The following is a 19,453-nucleotide window of genomic DNA, read 5'->3' as shown; positions in this document are numbered from 1 at the left end:
ACACTCCTGGTGCAAGTACCTCACCCCCACAGAGTACGAAGCCCTCGCAGCGTAACAATGCGCTAGAGTAAACCCCATAATTTCACCACCCCATGGTGTCTACTTTCCGGGGGCCGGGCCCCACCCAGAAAACAATCTCGATGACATTGATACGGTCGAGCAGGCGCTGGTGGATGCGCAGTTCTTCACGCTTGTTACCGACCTTGGCTGGAAGCCCACGAGACATCATCAACCCCACCACCGGTGATATTGCCTGCCTTGCCCGCCACAGTCTCTACGGCACAGGCACCTGGACCGGAACACACACCAGCCCACTGCTAATCGCAGGACAATACGAGGATGCTGAATCCGGGTGGGCCTTCAACCGCTTCCGCTACTACAACCCCACCCTTGGCGCCTACAACGCTCAAGTCCCACTCGGCCAAGCCCCACGCCTCGCATCCGCACAAGGCTATGTTGACCACGCAGCATTCTGGGTTGGCATGTTCGGACTTAAGCGGTGTTAGTTAAAAGTTAATGCCACCAAAGATCACCATGTCTACCACTACATGAATACATCAGGCGATACGACATACGTCGGCATCACCAAACGCCCTCGGCTACGAGCCATGCAGCATGCGTTGAGTCACCCGCTCACTCGCCCCTAAGACCAAATGACAGTACTAAAAGAAGACATGGTTCTAGGGAAATACGAATCACGCAAAGTCGAGCAACACCTAATTGAAAAATTGGGAATACAAAAGGCCCACGGGAGCCACGACTAAGGTAGGTAACCTAGAAAATAAGATAAACAGTATGAGCCCAAAACATGAGTTCTATGACCAAACAACAGCTTTTGGCAAGGACTGGGTAGACCAATCCGTTAGCAAGGTACGTTAGGAACATGGCACTAAAACTAGTATTCGACGCTCCCAAAGGCAGCCGCCCTAAAGCCGGACGGCTCTATCTGATGAAAACCACCCTCGGATACATCCCTGTTGGTGCGACCTCCACCGAAGCATTCTTCGGCGCCGCCGTGATGATCCACCCCTACCGAGCGATCGTTTCAGACCCCAAAGACACCACCTGGTACCCACTCGTCGAAAACAACGAACTCTTGATCCCGCCGCTGAGAATCAGAAAGCAGGATTTCAGAAAGGGAGGCTGCTTCACTCCGATTCGCGACAAAGCAGCTCCTGTGCCCATTCCCTTCGATCGCTACTTTTACTACCAAATGTCCATGCCTTGGTCCCCAGCCGAACAAGCGTTCGTTCCGGCTGCTGAAACATTGCCAAAAGATCGGCTAGGCACTTTCGTTCCCAAGGACGAAAGAATCATAAAATTCACCATTCACGACACGAACCCACCTCAAGGTGGCATCGTCGATGAAGCACCGGAGGGCACTTACTTTATGCCAGCGGGCCTCCTCATGGATCTTCACATCGAGTTCGCCCTTGAAGACGCACTCGCCTACTACGGACTGATCGATACCCCGCGCCCCGCACACCCCGACTTCACCGAAAGCCAGGAACACGACACGATGCCAACTACCACACAGAAGGAAGACCAACCGCTCTTCCACCTCGCAGAACTCGACGGTATAACCACCCTATTCGCCGCAATGGACACTATGCCCAAGGAGACAGTCGGCGTCATAGAACAAGCAGGACACACACCCAACGGCTACTTCCTCGACAACCTCGCCAAGTACCTACTCCGACAAGCAAACGTCACCACCGACGGCATTGAGTTCGACAGTGAAGCAGGCATGTTCAGCCTCATCGGCACCGCTGACACCCTCCAACCACTCCACACCCAACTGACAGACCTGTTCAGCAACACCAACAACCTTCAACAAGCAATTAGCAAAGCTAACGCCGCAGGCACAGACTTCGACGACTAACAAGAAGCTTTATCCTTACACACTAGGGACAAATCAGCCGGCTGGAATGATGCTGCGTCAATACCCCTATGACAGACTCGGCCGACGCGAAGTAGAAAACACCATCAACCCTCACCACCGGAGCCCTATACGGTTGGGCTTTTCGGTGCACCAACCCGCTGTTGTTTGCTGGCCAGTATGAGGATGCTGAATCCGAGTTGGCGCACAACCGCTTCCGCTACCACAGCCTATAACGCCCAAGCCCCACTAGGACTCGCCCTGCTAGGACTTTCCCCACATCTCGCCTCAGCCCAGGGGTATGTCGACCACGCAGCACGCTGGGTGGACGTGCTCAGGTTGGCAGGTAACAACAAAGCACACAATGCCGAAAAACCGGGTCAAACGGGAAGTCAACGGAAATGAAGCTTTCCGACAAAAGGGACCGCAGGTATTTGATCCAGATCAAATGAGAACTAAGCCACTTGAATACAGCACTAGTCCAAACGACACTGAATGGACAAACACAGAGGCTATGCGTGAGGGAGGCTACGCATCACCAAACCGAGCATATAACTCTGTCAATCCGCATCTTATTGTCCTACAAAATGACTCTACACTGGTAGAACTCTCCCAAAGAAGGCACAATGAGTGTGCTAGGAAATTGTATACTTACTACTGCCTTCAAAGGAGCAATGGCCAAGATATAACGCCTGTGAATCTCCCGGCTTTCGATACGTGACGAGATGACTGTTGAAAAACGAGAGGATTGGATTACTAACAAGTGCTTACGCCGGAAAACTTTAATAGAGACCAAGGGGTTCTTCTAATGCCATATGAGTTCTCTGATGAACAAATTGCTCAAGTTACAGAGGGTTTGCCGGAATGGCTTCCGGCTGAATTCGAACGGTTTTTCAAAAGTTTTGGGGACTTCAAGACTCCAGGGTTTACACTCTATTCCCCACTCTATTCACCTCAAGAAATGTATTTCATCCGCACCGGATATCGACGGTTTCAAGAAATCGATCCGCCGCTAACTTCAGATCCAGAGAATTGGATCCCGATCGGACACTACGACGGATTTTCCTACGCTGTCTATCATCGTTTGGATTCAGGTCAGGTTGAGATAGGATCATACGATTTTGAATCAGATGCCTACTTCAATGGACCTTTTTCCACACTTGAGGATTGGATAAACTCATACGCAAAATAATCACAGATGACGTTTCAACCCAAATCATCAAACCGTTTATAGCGCTCGTGAGATCTTCCTAAATTCTGACAGTGGATTATCAAACCCTGCATAGCGTCGAACTCAACGAAGTTTGCTTACATCGTTCGTTCATCCCTTCTACTACGCCTCCGGTGAACAGCCCATGGCCCCTTCCTCTTCCAGCACTCCAGGTGTTAACTACCGCTACTTCTACGACGGGCTCGGCCGACGTGTAGCCAAAGACACCTTCAATCTCCACCACCGGAGTCGTAGAGGGACACACCACCAAACGTTGTATGGCGAGCGCACATGAGCGGGTCGGTGTACCAGCCCGTTGTTGTTTGCGCGTCAGTACGAGGATGCGGGATCCGGGTGGGTGTACAACCGTTTCCGCTACTACAGCCCCACCCTGGGTGGCTACAACGCCCAAGCTCCACTCGGACTCGCCCCGCGACCAGCATCAGAACAAAGCTATGTGGACCGCGCAACATTCTGGGTGGATATCTTTGACCTCAAGGCCTGTCCAACGCTCAATGGCGGACTCTACAAAGATCTCACAGTTAAAAATCTCGAAGGAAACAAATACGAACGCCACCAATTGATCTCGAGTCACGCGCTCAAGGAAGACCCGATCAGAAGGACTAAAAGCAAGCACAGCGCACAGAGAATCGCCTAGTTGGACTCCAGACCGACTGTTTTAACACCTCAAGGAGAAATATAGTGGATTACGGACTAACTCCACCCAAGGAACTCACATTTCAAAATAGTATGCACGAATTGGTTCAGAAGCTATCAAAACATAGATCAAAACAGAACCAAATCTCTTATGATGCAGAGCATCAACCCTCAGCAATTCACATCGGATCAATAGTATTATATGGGAGTGAGCTGAAACTCCGAATTAGTGAAGTTGAAGATACAATACAAGACTTAACCGTCACGGAAATTACAAGGACCGATACCTTTCTCGGAACACCCCTGAAGCAAGACGTCACATCCTTTTGTAACTTTTTAAACCAACAAAACATCTCATGGAATAGGCCAGACGACGAAGGGCTTTATCTCTGGGAAGATTGGGTCATTTTCTACGTTGAGGACGACGTAATTCAGAACATTACTTGGATCAACCCCGACCTACTCTCCGATCTTGAGCTGATAGAACTTGCATTCCCTAGTAACAAGTAGACCAACATAGAAAGCCAGGACTTCGAAGGGTTGCGGGCTTGGTTCCACTGCTTTTGCGGCCCTGTGTTGATGGGGTCCGCGAGACAGTACTCAGTTTCTACTTCCTGTAGGCCGGCATTGCCCGGCGCTTCGTAAAGACTCATTATGTTCCACCCGTACACCCACCGCGACATGTGCGCCCGCACCGGTAACCAGCTGGCAGCTGTCACCACCACCATCGACACCGATCCGGCACAGGTTGATGAAGGGTACGTGCGGACCACTACCCCTGCGACTGGTGACGCACACGGCCAGATCGCACTAACCACCCGAAGTACCAGTGGCACCATAGCTGGCACCGGTCAGTGTTCACACATCACGGGAAACACCCCAACGGCACCAGTCAACCCCGCCGGCACTTGGCCCCCACCCGGGGTTGATGCGACGCTCTACGCCCTGGTGTGTGGCCCGGCAAGAGCACCACAGGAACTGATCAACCCTCACCACCGGAACCATAGAGGGACACACCACCCAAATGTTGTACGGCAAACGTGTCTGGTCGGGTCGGCGCACCAGCCCGCTGTTGCTTGCGGGTCAGTATGAGGATGCTGAATCAGGGTGGGCCTACAACCACTTCCGCTACTACAACCCCACCCTGGGTGCCTACAATGCCCAGGCCCCCTCGGGCTTGCCCCACTGCTCGCCTCGACACAGGGGTATGTCGACCACGCAGCACACTGGGCCGACGTTCTGGGCCTGTATAGTGGAGGACCCTATTCCGAATTGAAACGAGAGTCCAACCCTGTTGAGAGAAACCGAGGCCGCAGATGCGAGACTCGGTGAACACCAAATGGACCCAATGCGAAATGGCAATCCTCTCAGCCGCAGTACTGAAAACAAGCGTTTCTGGAAGAATAAAGCACCGTTCAATCGCGAACAGTATGCTCCCAAAAATGGATCTGCCGATGTCACTACAGATCAAATGAGACGGGGAAAGCCTCCGCAGCGATTCAACCAAGATAGGCTTGATACATTCCCACAATCTGATGGAATTGAAAGCATGGAAATAAGCCATAAGCCTATTGCACGTTCAGAAGGTGGCGTGCAAACTCGTGCACGATGGCCTCAAGACCACGCAGATATCGCCCCACAACGATTCCCCGGCTTTCAATAGAGACTGGAGCAGCTATCGATGAAACCGTTTAACCAACTTTTCGGCGAAAATGCAGGTAAACCCATCACAGTAGATGGTGTCACCATCCACATCGCCTATCGAATAGCTCCTAAAGGCAAAACAAAAATTGAATGGTCCTTCGATACCCCACACCCTGAAGGCATGGTAGCTCTCAAATTTAAGGCTATTCGCAGTTCTTTTCACACCAATGACTCGCAGAAAGCCACTGAATTTCTCGCTATCCATGGCCAAGATAACGTCGGCTCACTTATCGTCGAAAAAATAGGCAAGAATCCAGTAATAACTATTACCAATGCGTACCGAACCGAAGATCGAAACCCAGATTGGATGACCTATTTTGGGAATCAAGGACTTCTACTTGAACAAGAGAACTCGGATTACGTGACCTTCCGAGCGAACAACGGGAATACGAACAATCGTATGTCGTTCAGCGACCTAACGGGAGCACTCCGCATCACGTCGCTCGCTGAACCCGCAGGAACTCTAGACACACTCCCGGTACATCCGGCGTACCCTCTCGATAGATATTGCTTCATAAAGACCTCGACTGAAGGCGAATCTGAATCTGACCTAATCAGTAAAGCAATTACGCTAACTGGTCTGGTCTCTGATGAGACTTCCCATTTCAATGATCTCAAAAACCGCTTCGCAGACACTTCAACGTGCGTCATTGCAGAAGATGAACGTGCTGTAACGATTGAAATCGATCTGAGTAGCGAAGTAACCTCCGACTTCGCTATGTGGGACGAAGCAAGGTCGCAAGGACTAGCCTTGGTCAGAATTGGCGACAAGAAACTTTTGTACGCACCTAAGTAAGGCATCACTTTCAAGAGATGTGCTGAGACTGTTTTACAAGTTCGGCCCCCACCAAGCCCCAGCGTAACCACACCACCGCCAAGGCAAGCGAAGCCTGGAAGTAAAACAAACCATCGATCCCGCCACCGGTGGAGCACACATTCAGATCGCTCTAGCCAACAAACCCACCACTAGCGCCCCCACAGCTCCCACGGTTGAAAACGGTCTGACAACACATCCTAGCCTTGCCCCAAAAGGTCCGAGCAGTAGGTTGATGCGACGTTCTACGCCCTTGGTGGGTGACCTGGCGTGGGATCTAGCGGGTGCGCCACAGGAACTGATCAACCCTCACCACCGGAACCGTAGAGGGGAAACACATAAATGTTGTACGGCAAACGTATCTGGTCTGGTGGGTGTACAAGTCCGCTGTTGTTTGCAGGTCAGTATGAGGATGCTGAATCAGGGTGGGCCTACAACCGCTTCCTCTGCTACACCCCCTGGGTGCCTACAACACCCAGGCCCCTCGGGCTTGCCCCACTGCTCGCCTCGACACTAGGGTATGTCGACCACGCAGCAAACTGGGCCGATATTCTCGGGTTGGATGGTGTCAGTCATATTGTGGAAGTGGATAAAGCTCTAGAAAGTATTGCAAGAGATTTAGAGGCGCTTCGTACTGTGCACTCCACGGCGGCTCACGGGCAAAGCTGCCCCCCTGGACAATCTGGACGGTACGAAAACCATGCAGAGCAAAAGCTTCTAAACTATGCCAAGCAAAATAGTATTCAGCCGGCTGAATTGCACTCTGTATATAATTTCTGTAGTAACCGGTGCGGATCCATCCCAGGTTGTGAGCAAGTTCTTTCAAGAAATGGATTCATGACCGTAAGTCCCCACCTGGACACTGCGTATCCAGTCCGATTCACGCAAGATGGGGTAAGCATAATTAGAAGTGGAATGAGATAGGTTGAATTCATCCGGATCTGAACTCCTACCCGTACGGCCAATCCAATGGGTTTTGACAAACCTGATCGACAGCGAAAACAAGACTCACAGCTTTTCAAACCCATTTGAAAATGCTCTACCGAACTGGGTATTCGAACTGCAAGCTCACCAATTTTCCGACCCAACTACCGCTCTTCATGAACTAGTTCCTTCTCTAGCAGAGCCTATCCAAACCGGCCTAATCAACCACCTTGATATTTCACCAATCGCCACCATTTTTCGCTTCTCGGCCGCCCTGCACATACTTCATTCGCATGCCTTCCCCGCCATCGACCAAAAGATCATCCAGGAGTTCATAGGAACAGCGTGCCAATCTCTAAAAGACGCAGGCGCCGAACTCAAGACCTTCCTAGAGGCAAGGCTAGAAGGAGAGTATCTAGCGGTTTGTACGGCTGAAGGAATCCAGGGAATAACCCCGATAGCTCCTGACGATCTGTTGACGCAGGCCGAACAACTTTCACGGCAATATCCGAAGGGACACGTCTTCCGATTCGGAGAAAGCCCCGCAATAGGCCTTATCTTCACAAACCAAGGACAGACCTACTACTACCCGCTAACTCCCGAACATTGGTTCGCAATTGGATGTGCAGCTACCGGCAACTACACCCCTTATAGTTCATCTACAGGTCGTTTACTCCATTCTCGGCAGTATTTTCCCTTCGTAGGCCCGTTAGCAAGAAACAAAGCCAGCAGGAATGAGATTGAATCCGGATTATCGTGGTGGATGATTCCAAGGCTCACTCCTATTGATATGCCCTTTGTTACTGATATGTACTTCTGGGGCGAGGAGGAGAACTAATGAATACTTTTAAAATTCTCACTTCCAGTCTTGTAGAGTGCCTGGAATCTGCAATTGAGCAGCTGCTAGTCGTTCCAAAGTTTGCAGCTAACTACAATGATGATTCTCTGTTGGGTTGGCTACGCCAAGACGTTGGAAAACTTGAATCTGCCACATGTGTTTCGGATGCCCTGGATCAGCTGGTCAGTACCTTCTTTGTTCCCTATTGCCTAGACCAAAGAGCTAACCCAGGAACTCTGCTCATCGTCATGTGGAGAGAACTCTGTGTCGGTTCGCTGAAGGCGGAGAAGCTGTCAGGGTCTTTTGTTGAACAACAAATCAACAGTGAGACTTATTCAATTGCAAGTTCTCTAATAGCAGATCAATCGTCAGCGAACGGCAACACAACAATAGAGACACCAGGTGGATCTGCCAACCTCGAATACTTCCGTACTGATCACGGCTGGGACTACACCGTCACAAGTAAGGAAGGAATCGTTTATGGTTTTCCCGAACAGCTGTGTATTGCTACCCAAGAAGTTCCCGGTGGGCTATTTGCCCAGCAAGTGTCCATCTATGACATGTTGATTGAGCCCCGGGAGTATCAGCTTCAGCCGTATGAAGAGTTTGGTGCACTACACTTGGGAAATGGCCAATTGTGGTGGCCTAATCGCAGCGGATCCTAAGCTTTATGGGCTATGGCCAACAGGACAAGTGTTCTCAGCGTCGTGACATCGCCCCATAAATCAAAATCTGACAGTTGCTGAGGCAAGAAGCAAAACGGGCAATCGACTGAAATGGCCTGAGGCATGTTCCCAGGCTTTGCCCTAAATTCTACTTTTAATATGCCCTGGCTTGTGACCTGGCGGGTGCGCCACAGGAACTGATTAACACCACCACCGGAGCCGTAGAGAGGCACGCAACCCAAACGCTGGACAGCAAACGCACCTGAAGTGATCGGTGCACCAGTCCCCTGTTGTTTGCTGGCCACTACGAGGACGCGGAATCCGGGTGGGCGTACAACCGCTTCCGCTACCACAACCTCCCCCTGGGTGCCTACAACGCCTAAGCCCCACTCGGACTTGCCCCCGCTAGGACTCTCCCCCCCCTCGCATCAGCACAGAGGCATGTCGACCACGCAGCACACTGGGTCAATGCGCTCGGGCTCAAGGCCTGCCCAACGCTCAATGGCGGACGCTACAAAGATCTCACTGCGAAAGACCTCGAAGGAAACAAATAACTTCCGAAACTTCCCAGGCGCAGATGCGCAACGAAATCATGAAATCGATATGATCAAGCAAGGTATGCGAAATGAACTGTTCAGCGAACAAATTCAAGACGTTCAATCGATTTCCCACAACTATGATGAGGGTCTATTGCAGGCTTGGATGGCTGACAGAGCCCGTCCTGACTGGCAACCCGATCAACTAATCCCGTAAAGGACAAAAATGCGTTTCGAATCAAGTCCACCACCCCAGTTCTCTTTTTCGCTGGACGTCCATACCCTTTTAGAACACCTCTCAAACAGAAGTTCTATTGAAAGAAAACTGAGGTACAGCAACCCAGAAGTTCACTGTATGCACCACGTTGGGCAAGCCGAGTTCATACGTCCAGCCCGGCTAACGACTATCACTGAACTTGATGGCGTGGTCGCAGAAATTGGGATCCAGAAAGTTGTCAATCCCGATTCCTTTTATGACATCCCACTAAAGCTGGCCCCAATGGAATTCTGCGAAGAGCTAACAAACGCTTCAATTCCTTTCTCAATGGTTCAAGATCAAGAAATCATTCTCTACGAGCATTGGACCAAGTTTTTCATCGAAGATGACGAAATAGTCAACATTACTTGGATGAACCCCAACTACTACTCAGACCTTGACCTTATTGAAATGGCATTCCCTAGCAACTCCTAGTTCACTTGGACGTCGTGCTAGGAAATGCGCTTATTTCTTTCATTTCGCCCAAACTTGCTCCAAAGGATTGTCATGACAGTTGTAAACCCCGTTCTACCGGTTGAAGGCGTCACCGAAAAAGCGTGGGCCCTCGTCAACCAAGTACTCCCCGACACTCCAGCTCTTGGACCTGGTTGGCACAGAAGGATCATTCGCCGTTCAACCCCAGAACAGCTCGACAGAATCATTGAACTTCTTACCCCTTATGCGACCGCTAGTTTCGAGGACCCAGCAACGCGACAGTTTTTCGCCATTGCCAGTGATCTGGGAGCCTCGGAACTTGATGTAACCTCCATCGTTGATGAGGTTGAGCACTACCAAAAGTCGACAGACCCGGCCGTTTTAGAAATGATCGATAATGACCAAGTCCTCTTGCTGGACGAAATTAGTCCATCAAACTTCGAGCAACTCAATCGCTACTTGCAACTCGACGGCCCTGCTCTTATCGATAGCCAGATCGAATTCCTACGCAAAGCAGTAAGAAACAAAGCCTTTCGTAACGCACCAGAATTCCAATGGCTGGCCACCTCCCGATTCGCCACCATTCCCGAATCCGCTTACGCCATATCTTTCATCGGGCAGACAGGGCCAATCCTCTGGGATTCCACGGAAGAAGAAGACCTCATAGACACCCTCGAAGCCAGTAACATCAGTGGAGCCTCAGGGCGGCACCACAAGCCACGCGTCTCATAGTTACTGAAAGGTCAATGATGCGAGTAATCCAAATGGGATTGAACTACTCAACAACCAGATTCCAATCCCTAAACGCACCGAGCACTGCCAAGTTCACCTGGGCAAAAACGCGGGACGTTCTAGAAAACAAAACATTCGACGCATTCGAAGAGCGTATGGAGGAAGATGGCTCCGATCTTCCTCACTTCCCTATTACAACAACATATGGACTGCTTCTCGCCGACGAAGCCACCTCGAAAATCCTGCGCCCAAAACTATGCGAAAACGGTGGCGATATTGCAGAGTGCACTATCCAAACCCAGTTCGGCACGTACACAGGATTTCGAGCTTTCAACCTTCTAGGCCAGTCACTCGAATCCAATATCTTCAGACTCGCTGAATTTCGCAGCCCCACTGAAGTCGGCGTAGAGCAATACATCTCAGTCTCCTTCGCCAAATGGCTAAAGACCACTGTCAACTGCGGCGCGATCGTATTCCGTGACGTGGAAACTGACGGTATCTACAGACCACAGCAAAGCCTGCACCCACGATCCAAAGATCTATGATCCGTACGCTGTGTACATCTGGAGAATGAGACAATGTCACTTACCGCCTACTTGGCCGACAACGCCATGCCATCCAATCCGGCAGAAACCACAACCGAACAATTCCTCACGGAATTAAACACAACCACTGATCCCAACCACCACCGGAAGCGTGGAGGGGCACACTATCCAAACCCTGTACGGCAAGAGCATCCAGAGTGGTCGGTGTAACAGCCTTCGAAGTAAGCAAGCCAGCAGAACCATATGTTGCGCGTGCCCTAGAACAGGCAATTCAAGACGACCAACCGACCCTACTTCAAAGAACGACCGACAAATCAATCATCCGCCAAAACAGAGCCGAAGCAACCAGAGGATGGGATTACACCAAGGGAAACCACGATAAGTTTCCATAGGCATCAAGTAGACCAGGAGGTGCAGGAGCAACCGTTAATGGCGTGTCGTGTTCTGCACAGAGACGTCAAGGGAGCTCATTGTCTAGTTTCTACCGATCCAACAGAGTTGGCGATTGTGTCTATTTTAGAGCTAAATTAACCGATTAGGAGTTTACGATTGAAATCCTTCTCCATTACAATCGAACCAACAAACTACATCTTTGAAGTTTTTGGTGACGAATCTGCTGAAACTGAACTTCATTGGTCGGGAAATCCGCCGGTCGGTAGAGCCAAGGGTGCTTTTGCAGTAGCGCTTCCAGATCTAGAGATAGGCGAAAGGTTTTCAGCCACCGTTTGCTTCACAGATGCACCCGTCGAGGAGCAAAACACTTTCTCCAAACATGTGATTGAGACCTTTGACGGGAAAATAGAAATATTAGATGTTGTCAGAAGCGGGCTTACAGGCTCAGAGGGATTCGTTGGGACCCTCTACTCTTTGCCATGGACTGGCCGCTCAGAAATCACGTTAAGCGCCCCACAAGGTTTCTCGAGAAATAGTGAGGGCGAGTTTGTGCCGCTTAGTTTGCATCTAACGTTTAGCCCAGCATCAGAGACTTGAGTCTAGTGAGTTTCTAGCAGGGGCAGCGATCGAAGTCTTTGTTTTCCTACACCCATGACGGACTCGGCCGACGCGTAGTAGGAGACACCACCACCCCCACAATCGGTCTCGTCGAGGGACACACCACCCAGCCCCCTGTACGGCAAGAGCATCAGGAGTGGTCGGTGCACCAGTCCGCTGTTTTTGCTGGCCAGTATGAGGATGCTGAATCAGGGTGGGCGTACAACCGCTTCCGCTACTACAGTCCCACCCTGGGAGCCTCTAGCGCAGCATACTGGTTCGACACGCTCGGACCCGCCGGAAGGCCGCACACAGAGCACCACGCAAGGGCGGTTTTGGCCTTTAGGGAAAGAAAGGATAGATAAATGGAAATTCCGTCAGACTTCTACTCAACTAAGAACAACCCGTTCACTAAGGAACAAATATCTAGATTGAAGCAAAGCACAGACTCCCCTCTACCTGAAGACTATCTAGAATTTCTATCACTCTATGGAGGTGGAGTTATTTCTGAAGCCTACTCACGCGTACAGCTCAAGACCGATGACTCGAGCCTTCTCGAGGTTGAAGCAACCATGATCTTTGGAAACATAACACCAATAGATATATGGGAAAATTCCATCCAATTGGATCCAACTTGGCTCCATGACTGGGCATTCTACTTTTGCGAAGCAAGTAACCCTCCCGAGGACAAGATTCTACTCAACCTGTCTAACGAAAAATTTAAAATCGGAAGCGTACTATATGAAGATGAAGGGAAAATCTTCCAGGTGTCCGATAATTTCACATCCTTCATATCACTTCTAACAAATAATCGAAAAGACCAGCCCGAAACACGTAAACATATATCGGATAAATTTGGCAGTTTCCACATTCCAAGCAAAACGATTAAAAAGATTGAGTTCCCCAATCTCAATCCTGATCGAGATTGATAGCGGCAATTTTTACATTACCGCCCCTAACAACGCTGAAGAAACATTTTCTACGGAAGAGATCGAGCCGAAACTTTCCACCTCCCTTAGATTCACGCTTCGAACCGCGACGCCTTGCGCCTTGACGATGAGGAAACATCGCAGCTAGAGACTAAGTCATTCACTTATCAACAAGGTCGACTTTCGATAGCATATACGCCCAATCAAGCACCAACAAGACTACCGTTAGAAAAACAAGCGATTTCTATATTCTTGTATGTTTTGTGAACACTTCGGCTTCGACAATTTTAAAAACCAAGACTTTTTCCGCCGCTAAAATTCGTCGATACACGAGGAGATATCACCCTCCACATATTAGCGCAATCAGGAATCACCCGAGCAATTTCGAAGCTCTAGGAGCTCATACACATGGAAATACCTAACCCCCACCACCGCAAAGACAAAACAATTGACGAGCACTTCGTACGTCTCTTCAAAGAAATCAAACCAGACTTTCAACAAGACCCCGACAGCATCTTCGACTGGATGCAAGAAGCCAAACGCGATCTAACTCCAGCGCAGAAACGGCAGTTCATTAAAGACCATCGACATGAGGCAGAACTAACACTCGATGAGCGGTCTCGCGCCTTCATGAGAGTACTGATCAACCTCGGTGCGAAAGACCTGGACATCACCAACGCTGTCGATGAGATGCTCAAATACATCGACTGCGGCGGAAAATCTTCTGATATCCGCGCTATTGTCGATGCGGATACTAACCTGATCCTCTATAACATCCACCCGAAAAACTTCGAACAGATCAACCGCTTCCTCAAAGCCACCAGCACCAACGAACCAGAAATCCTTTTTGAGTGGCAACGCTTCCTCATCAAACAAGGAGTCAGAAAGAAAGCCTTCCGCGAATACCCAGGATTCCACTGGATCAAAACCAGCGCTTTCGCAGAACACCCTCGAGCAAAAGAACACGTCGCGAAGCTCGCCGACCCGTCCTAAATGCATCCACTACTAAGAAAGGTCTCGATTCACATGCTTATCCCTAACTACTTCCCCATCACCAACGACCAGTACGAACAACTCACCTCCACCGACGAAGACACCGCCGTCGACCTCGCCATGGACTGGATGGAAGAAGAAACCACCGGACCGGGCACCGACATCGACAAAACCGCCGACGACCTCGCCACCGCACTCACCACCCCAGAGGCAAAACAAGCAGTCACAGGACACACCCTGCTATGTAAAGACCCAGCACTCTACGTCGCCTCCCCACAGCAAACAGCCACCCTGGCACAAGCACTCGCCGACTCGACTGTCGACGAAGACGCACAAGCCGACCTCGACACACTCACCGACTTCTACACCACCGCTGTTACCAACAACCACGCAACAGCAATCCTCTACAACTAACCCACCCCACCGATCACACCAACCTCCGCCACCGGCGTCGTAGACGGGACACACCGTCCAACCCCTGTACGACAAACGCACCTGGGCCGGTCGGTGTACCAGTCCATTGTTGTTTGCAAGTCAGCATGAGGATGCTGAATCCGGGTGGGCGTACAACCGGTTCCGCTACTACAACCCCACCCTGGGTGCTTACAACCCCCCAGGCCCCTCGGCCTTACACCCACGACTAGCCTCGGCACAATGGTATGTCGACCACGCAGCTTACTGGGTGGATTTTCTCGAGCTCGTAGGCTCCGCTGCTCACTAGAAACTCACGCCATCGATCCTCGTCGAAGGAGCGACGGTACTTTCAAGGCGATAGGAGACGGGATAAGATGTCAGACAGAATCGTCCTGACCTCCAATACACCCTAAACAATCAAATATATTACGTAGAGTGGAATCGCTTTTCCTCTGCTCGTAGATTAGGGCACGAATCACGAATAGCGACGAACGATCCATTTGGCAATATCACCCTCATTCAAGGCGGATAGATTTGACTTTTGAAATTGCATATAACCAACCCACGGCATTTTTCTGGCAAGATATTGATACTGCCATCGAAACGGTCAAAAGCGACTTTGATCCTCTTTTTCTTAACTTCGATGAAATCGAGAAACCTACTGAGCCATTGTCAAATCTCGATCGAGTTTGGATTTTCCAGGAACGAAACGGCGTAACTGCAGTTAGCTATTCACTTAACGAGTCGGATCGTCTGTTTCAGCTCTTAATCCACACCTGGAAAGATCTCGAACGTCCACCACTGGGGATGGAAATTACGAAGACCGAAGCGTCCCAACAATGGGTACTCATCACCCACTCGAACGAGTTAAATGCGATGACGCGCTCCTACCGGCAACAATGGCTAGGAAAAAAGACTGCTGAGGATTCCATGGCACCAGATTTTCCAATGAGGGCAGAGGAAATGAACGAGCAGCGAATCTTAGATTACCTCGAAGAAAACGGACTTGACGTCACCATGGCTTCAACTCCACCAAGCGATGCGAGGTATTTCTTCGTCACGAACCGAGAGCTAACACTAGAAGAATGGGAAAAATACTATTCTCAAATGGGAAGCTGAGCCTCCCAACGCCATGACTCATATTTCTTATACACTAGCGGTACCTCCGCAACGCAATCTCGAAAAGTGACAGGTCATAATGAGTACGGAACGTATTATCATCCACCTCCCCACCACTCCAACCGAGCCGGAGGATACTTATAGCCTCGTGACTGCCGCCAGTCGCGCAGACAAGCACACCTCGACGCATACGCGTCAGCTCCAGCAGTATCTCACCAACATATTGTCACCCCACAAGATCCCCGTGGAACTCACCGGTGCAGAATGCATCGCCATCAGAGACAACAACGAGCACATCCCCCAACTACTCCAGCTCATCAGCCCCATTCTTTCCTACTTCACCACGCTGACCATCCTCGAAAGCAATCAACTGGTATGGACCTTCGGTGACGAAGACTCACAGTTCACCACCGAAACGTCCCAGTTTTACGCCCCGTGGGCTAGTCTTCGCAGCATCCCTTCCTGGATCGACCACATCACCACCAAAGCCCGCTCACTAGCAAACCTCAATATCGGAACCGATCCGCGAGACTTCCTGATCATTAGCGACAACACCAAGGATCAGCACTATATCCAGTGCTACTTCAGCCCAGCTGACAACAACTACCGTGTAGAGATGCGCCTCGGCGATGCTGAACACCATTATTGGTGCATGAGGGACGACGCCTGGAGCGTCATCCGAGAACTATCCACCTGGATGACCGCCACTGACCACTCCACCACAGGCTGGAACAAACTAGATATCTCATAGCGCAAATCCCACAAGGTGTACGTAGCGTCGGAGGAAGCTAAGTAAGCCACCGCGCCACCACCGCCATCGATAGCCTGGTACGCACCGTTGACGTCGACGCTGAAGCGGCCTTGGGGGCCTGTATCGCCCAAGGCCCACTAGGACTCGCACCACGGCTCGCATCGGCACAAGGGGTATGCTATCCAGGCAACAAGCTGGGTAAACGCACTTGGGTAAATGGCCTATAGCAAGGCCACACGGAATGAACCAAAGGCATCTGGGAAGGTGCGAACTCAAGCACCACAAGCAAAACTCAGCAGCGGTGCGAGAAGCTGTGCTCGCCGAAGTGCACTCACCTTTACGAAGTTTCGATCACTCGAGACGAGTTCTTGTCCAAACTGCATGAAATCAAAGATTCACGACAATCTGGACTTCTGTTGTCCGAGCTCTAATTGTTCAGCTAAATGAGGAAGTGACCTATGAGAATCATTTATCCAGGTACAAATTTTTCAACTGCACGATTTGCAACTCCCTCGAACGGAATAGACCTCGACTTCAGCACTGCATTAACTAAAGAAGCCTTTCAGGGAAAAACTCTAGAGGTAATTGAGGAACGCACGGAAGAAGACGGTTCTAAACTACCCCAATTTGGACTCGCCAACTTCGACGATATGTTAATCGCGAAAGAGGAAGTAGCAGATATACTTCGTCCCAAGCTGAAAGAAAACGGTGGAGACGTTCTCGAGCGCACCGTGAGATCGCAACATGGGATTTACATTGGTTTCCGCGCTTTCAATCTATTGTCGGATAGCCCAGCAGCAAATATTTTTCGGCTCCTTGAATTCAACGAGAACCCTACATTGTGCGTAAGACAATTTCTATCAGTAGAATTCGCACAATGGATGAACAAAAACTTGGACTGCCGCGGCCTTACATTTCGAGATGCCGAAACGGACGGAGTTCATAAACCTAGTACTAGTTTGCTTCGACGCTCGACTGATATCTAAACATCGCGAAACTTCAAACAGGATCTGTACGCACATCCGGATTAGAGTATCTACCTGAAAGACTCCGAAACTGCGTAATACGCCAGGTCTGGTCGAAAAAAGAGTTTTTAGAAAACAGTTCGTCTAAACAAAGTACAAGGGCCCCGCAAATCGACATGTCTCTCACCGGCTACCTGACTGACAACACCATGCCAGCCAACCCACCAGTAACCACAACCGATCAATTCCTCCGGAACATCGACTCCACCACCGACGCCAACCACCACCTCAACACCACCATGGCCTACTGCGCCACCGAAGGCACAGAAACACTCCCCGCAACCACCACACTCTTTAACAACTCCCCCATCGCCGGCTGGCTGCTCCACGCGGTCGTCCGTTACGAAAAGCTCACCGGTTCCCCACTAACCACCCACACCCTCGTGGCAGACACCACCAAGCGCTGCGCGGCGCTCGCCACAAGCACCGATGCCGATCCAGCAGAAACCGCTCTAAACCACTACGGCCTCGCGCAATTACACGCCAACTACGTCACCGACCCAGCCACCGCACTAGCGCACGCCTCTGCTTACCTCGAAGTCACAGAATCACACCGCTGGTACGCGCAAGATCTTCCCATCGCAGCCGTTGTGCTCCACTACGCCATCGACGTCGGCACAGGTCCCATCGCACCCCAAGCCATTGACCTAATGAAGACCTGGGAACAACGCCTCACGACCGCAGTGACCAACGTCGACCCAGATTTCGCCTATACAGAAAACCAACTGCTCAACATCTGGCAGGAACAATACTCCTCATAGAATCGTGCACAGACGGGCAAGACGGCTAGGTGAATTGCCCCAGGTATTGCTCCTAGGCATCCGCCTCAACTTCCATTCATTCGTAGGTCGGGTTTTTCCCAAAGCCCAAACTCAACCTCAGCTGACGTGCGGTAGCCCAGACTTTGGTGAAACCGTGTCTCGCTCCACCAATTGACCTATTCAAACGTCGCGAGCTCCACGTCGACAATTGAAGCGTCAGAGTATCGCGTGCCCGGTATCAGGTTGAACAACAAAGACATTATCGAGTCGAAATACGATCAATGTTTGATACCGCAGACCATGCACACATCATTCGGCTCAGCGAAACAGAGATCAGCTCCGCACTCACAACAATGATCTAGCAGCCAAAGACGACATGCGCTAAAACATAGGATGCACCGACACCAACACTCCAGAAAGGCTACCCATGACTATTGTCAACCCCTACGATGATGTCCCAGGCGTGGATGAAAGAGCCAACAGCATTATCCGCCAAGCGATACCAGACTTTTCAGGCATTGACTACCACTGGAATCTCACGATCAAAAAGAACTCGACCCTGGCACAACGCAAGAAAGCCATCGAGCTTCTCAGGCCATATGCCGCAGATTCTTTTTCCGACCCAGCCACAAGACAATATTTCGCAGTCGCTATCACCTTAGGTGCAAAAGATCTTGATGTAACCCCTATTGTCGACGAACTAGAGCAATACCAGAACACGACCGACCCGACAGCACTAGAAATGATCGAACAAGATCAAAGCCATATGATGGATGTCGTAGCCCCCACAAACTTTGAGCAGTTCAACCGATACTTACGCCTCGAAGGCGAGGCACTGATGTACGGGCAAACCCTGTTCCTCTGCAAAGCAGTAAAGACAAAGTCTTTTCGCATGGCCCCAGACTTCCAATGGCTAAAGACCTCGCGTTTTGCCAAGCACCCACAATCTGTCTACATATTGACCTTCATGGGCAAACATGACCGGGTCAAATGGGTCAGTGAAGAAGCACTGGCCGCGAAAGCAGCCCTCGAAGAACAATAGAAAAACAACACACGCAGCCAAAACCACATCCCCACGTGGGGCCTGCCCAACCACGCTATCGCACTAAAAAGGGCTTGATGTATGACAGATGGGTCTCCCAAGGCCTAACTGCAGGGCCCGGCCCCCGGAAAGTAGACACCATGGGGTGGTGAAATTATGGGGTTTACTCTAGCGCATTGTTACGCTGCGAGGGCTTCGTACTCTGTGGGGGTGAGGTACTTGCACCAGGAGTGT

General features: G+C 50.7%; 24 protein-coding genes. 23 read left to right on the top strand and 1 reads right to left on the bottom strand.

Annotated elements, in window-relative coordinates; translation table 11 throughout:
* Positions 1-203 precede the first annotated feature (203 nt).
* The 9 genes from MHX66_RS10090 (at position 204) to MHX66_RS10055 (ending at position 8,691) form a co-directional block, all read left to right on the top strand.
* Positions 204-506 carry an RHS repeat-associated core domain-containing protein gene (locus MHX66_RS10090; RefSeq protein WP_239202775.1) on the top strand — a complete coding sequence of 101 codons (303 nt, stop codon included), beginning with the start codon at positions 204-206 and terminating at the stop codon, positions 504-506.
* 377 nt (positions 507-883) lie between these two features.
* A complete protein-coding gene (locus MHX66_RS10085) occupies positions 884-1,882 on the top strand; it encodes an Imm51 family immunity protein (protein WP_239202774.1) in 999 nt (332 codons plus the stop codon).
* A gap of 805 nt (positions 1,883-2,687) precedes the next feature.
* Positions 2,688-3,071 (top strand): hypothetical protein, encoded by a 384-nt coding sequence (locus tag MHX66_RS10080; protein WP_239202772.1) that lies wholly within the window; start codon positions 2,688-2,690, stop codon positions 3,069-3,071.
* 334 nt (positions 3,072-3,405) lie between these two features.
* On the top strand, positions 3,406-3,747 hold the full coding sequence (locus MHX66_RS10075) for a hypothetical protein (RefSeq protein ID WP_370646307.1): 342 nt from the start codon (positions 3,406-3,408) through the stop codon (positions 3,745-3,747).
* Between the two features lie 44 nt (positions 3,748-3,791).
* Positions 3,792-4,256 carry a hypothetical protein gene (locus MHX66_RS10070; RefSeq protein WP_239202768.1) on the top strand — a complete coding sequence of 155 codons (465 nt, stop codon included), beginning with the start codon at positions 3,792-3,794 and terminating at the stop codon, positions 4,254-4,256.
* 514 nt (positions 4,257-4,770) lie between these two features.
* Complete coding sequence (locus MHX66_RS10650; RefSeq protein WP_370646306.1) at positions 4,771-5,022, top strand: RHS repeat-associated core domain-containing protein; 252 nt, start codon at positions 4,771-4,773, stop codon at positions 5,020-5,022.
* 405 nt (positions 5,023-5,427) lie between these two features.
* Positions 5,428-6,246, top strand: a complete 819-nt coding sequence (locus MHX66_RS10065) for a hypothetical protein (RefSeq protein WP_239202766.1) — start codon at positions 5,428-5,430, stop codon at positions 6,244-6,246.
* Between the two features lie 994 nt (positions 6,247-7,240).
* On the top strand, positions 7,241-8,026 hold the full coding sequence (locus tag MHX66_RS10060) for a hypothetical protein (protein WP_239202764.1): 786 nt from the start codon (positions 7,241-7,243) through the stop codon (positions 8,024-8,026).
* Positions 8,026-8,691, top strand: coding sequence for a hypothetical protein (locus MHX66_RS10055; RefSeq protein WP_239202762.1), 666 nt, complete (start codon positions 8,026-8,028; stop codon positions 8,689-8,691). Before MHX66_RS10060 ends, MHX66_RS10055 begins: the two co-directional genes overlap by 1 nt.
* Here MHX66_RS10055 and MHX66_RS10050 read toward each other — a convergent pair.
* Positions 8,688-8,996, bottom strand: coding sequence for a hypothetical protein (locus MHX66_RS10050; protein ID WP_239202761.1), 309 nt, complete (start codon positions 8,994-8,996; stop codon positions 8,688-8,690). The genes MHX66_RS10055 and MHX66_RS10050 overlap by 4 nt on opposite strands.
* Before the next feature lie 457 nt (positions 8,997-9,453).
* Between MHX66_RS10050 and MHX66_RS10045 the strand changes: the two genes are divergently transcribed.
* The 14 genes from MHX66_RS10045 to MHX66_RS09985 all read left to right on the top strand — a co-directional run bounded on the left by MHX66_RS10045 (position 9,454) and on the right by MHX66_RS09985 (position 19,219).
* A complete protein-coding gene (locus tag MHX66_RS10045; RefSeq protein ID WP_239202760.1) occupies positions 9,454-9,918 on the top strand; it encodes a hypothetical protein in 465 nt (154 codons plus the stop codon).
* Positions 9,919-9,990: 72 nt separating this feature from the next.
* Positions 9,991-10,650, top strand: coding sequence for a hypothetical protein (locus MHX66_RS10040; protein ID WP_239202759.1), 660 nt, complete (start codon positions 9,991-9,993; stop codon positions 10,648-10,650).
* A gap of 32 nt (positions 10,651-10,682) precedes the next feature.
* Positions 10,683-11,195: a hypothetical protein gene (locus tag MHX66_RS10035; protein WP_239202758.1), complete on the top strand. Its 513-nt coding sequence runs from the start codon at positions 10,683-10,685 to the stop codon at positions 11,193-11,195.
* A gap of 549 nt (positions 11,196-11,744) precedes the next feature.
* Entirely contained in the window at positions 11,745-12,185 is a 441-nt protein-coding gene (locus MHX66_RS10030; protein WP_239202756.1) for a hypothetical protein, read from the top strand.
* A 164-nt stretch (positions 12,186-12,349) separates the two neighbouring features.
* The gene (locus MHX66_RS10645) at positions 12,350-12,550 is read left to right on the top strand and encodes a hypothetical protein (protein ID WP_370646305.1); all 201 of its coding nucleotides are present in this window, start codon (positions 12,350-12,352) and stop codon (positions 12,548-12,550) included.
* Positions 12,551-13,114 carry an SMI1/KNR4 family protein gene (locus tag MHX66_RS10025; RefSeq protein WP_239202754.1) on the top strand — a complete coding sequence of 188 codons (564 nt, stop codon included), beginning with the start codon at positions 12,551-12,553 and terminating at the stop codon, positions 13,112-13,114.
* Between the two features lie 408 nt (positions 13,115-13,522).
* Positions 13,523-14,107, top strand: a complete 585-nt coding sequence (locus MHX66_RS10020) for a hypothetical protein (RefSeq protein WP_239202753.1) — start codon at positions 13,523-13,525, stop codon at positions 14,105-14,107.
* 33 nt (positions 14,108-14,140) lie between these two features.
* Positions 14,141-14,521: a DUF1877 family protein gene (locus MHX66_RS10015; RefSeq protein ID WP_239202750.1), complete on the top strand. Its 381-nt coding sequence runs from the start codon at positions 14,141-14,143 to the stop codon at positions 14,519-14,521.
* 106 nt (positions 14,522-14,627) lie between these two features.
* Complete coding sequence (locus tag MHX66_RS10010; RefSeq protein WP_255717387.1) at positions 14,628-14,828, top strand: RHS repeat-associated core domain-containing protein; 201 nt, start codon at positions 14,628-14,630, stop codon at positions 14,826-14,828.
* 227 nt (positions 14,829-15,055) lie between these two features.
* Complete coding sequence (locus MHX66_RS10005; RefSeq protein WP_239202748.1) at positions 15,056-15,640, top strand: hypothetical protein; 585 nt, start codon at positions 15,056-15,058, stop codon at positions 15,638-15,640.
* A 79-nt stretch (positions 15,641-15,719) separates the two neighbouring features.
* Entirely contained in the window at positions 15,720-16,391 is a 672-nt protein-coding gene (locus MHX66_RS10000) for a hypothetical protein (RefSeq protein WP_239202746.1), read from the top strand.
* A gap of 458 nt (positions 16,392-16,849) precedes the next feature.
* Complete coding sequence (locus MHX66_RS09995; RefSeq protein WP_239202744.1) at positions 16,850-17,377, top strand: hypothetical protein; 528 nt, start codon at positions 16,850-16,852, stop codon at positions 17,375-17,377.
* 155 nt (positions 17,378-17,532) lie between these two features.
* Positions 17,533-18,177, top strand: coding sequence for a hypothetical protein (locus tag MHX66_RS09990; protein WP_239202742.1), 645 nt, complete (start codon positions 17,533-17,535; stop codon positions 18,175-18,177).
* Positions 18,178-18,604: 427 nt separating this feature from the next.
* Entirely contained in the window at positions 18,605-19,219 is a 615-nt protein-coding gene (locus MHX66_RS09985; RefSeq protein WP_239202740.1) for a hypothetical protein, read from the top strand.
* Positions 19,220-19,453 lie beyond the last annotated feature (234 nt).

This window comes from Corynebacterium sp. ACRPH, assembly GCF_022347285.1.
Lineage (GTDB): Bacteria > Actinomycetota > Actinomycetes > Mycobacteriales > Mycobacteriaceae > Corynebacterium.
This window is presented reverse-complemented; position numbering and strand designations above follow the sequence as displayed.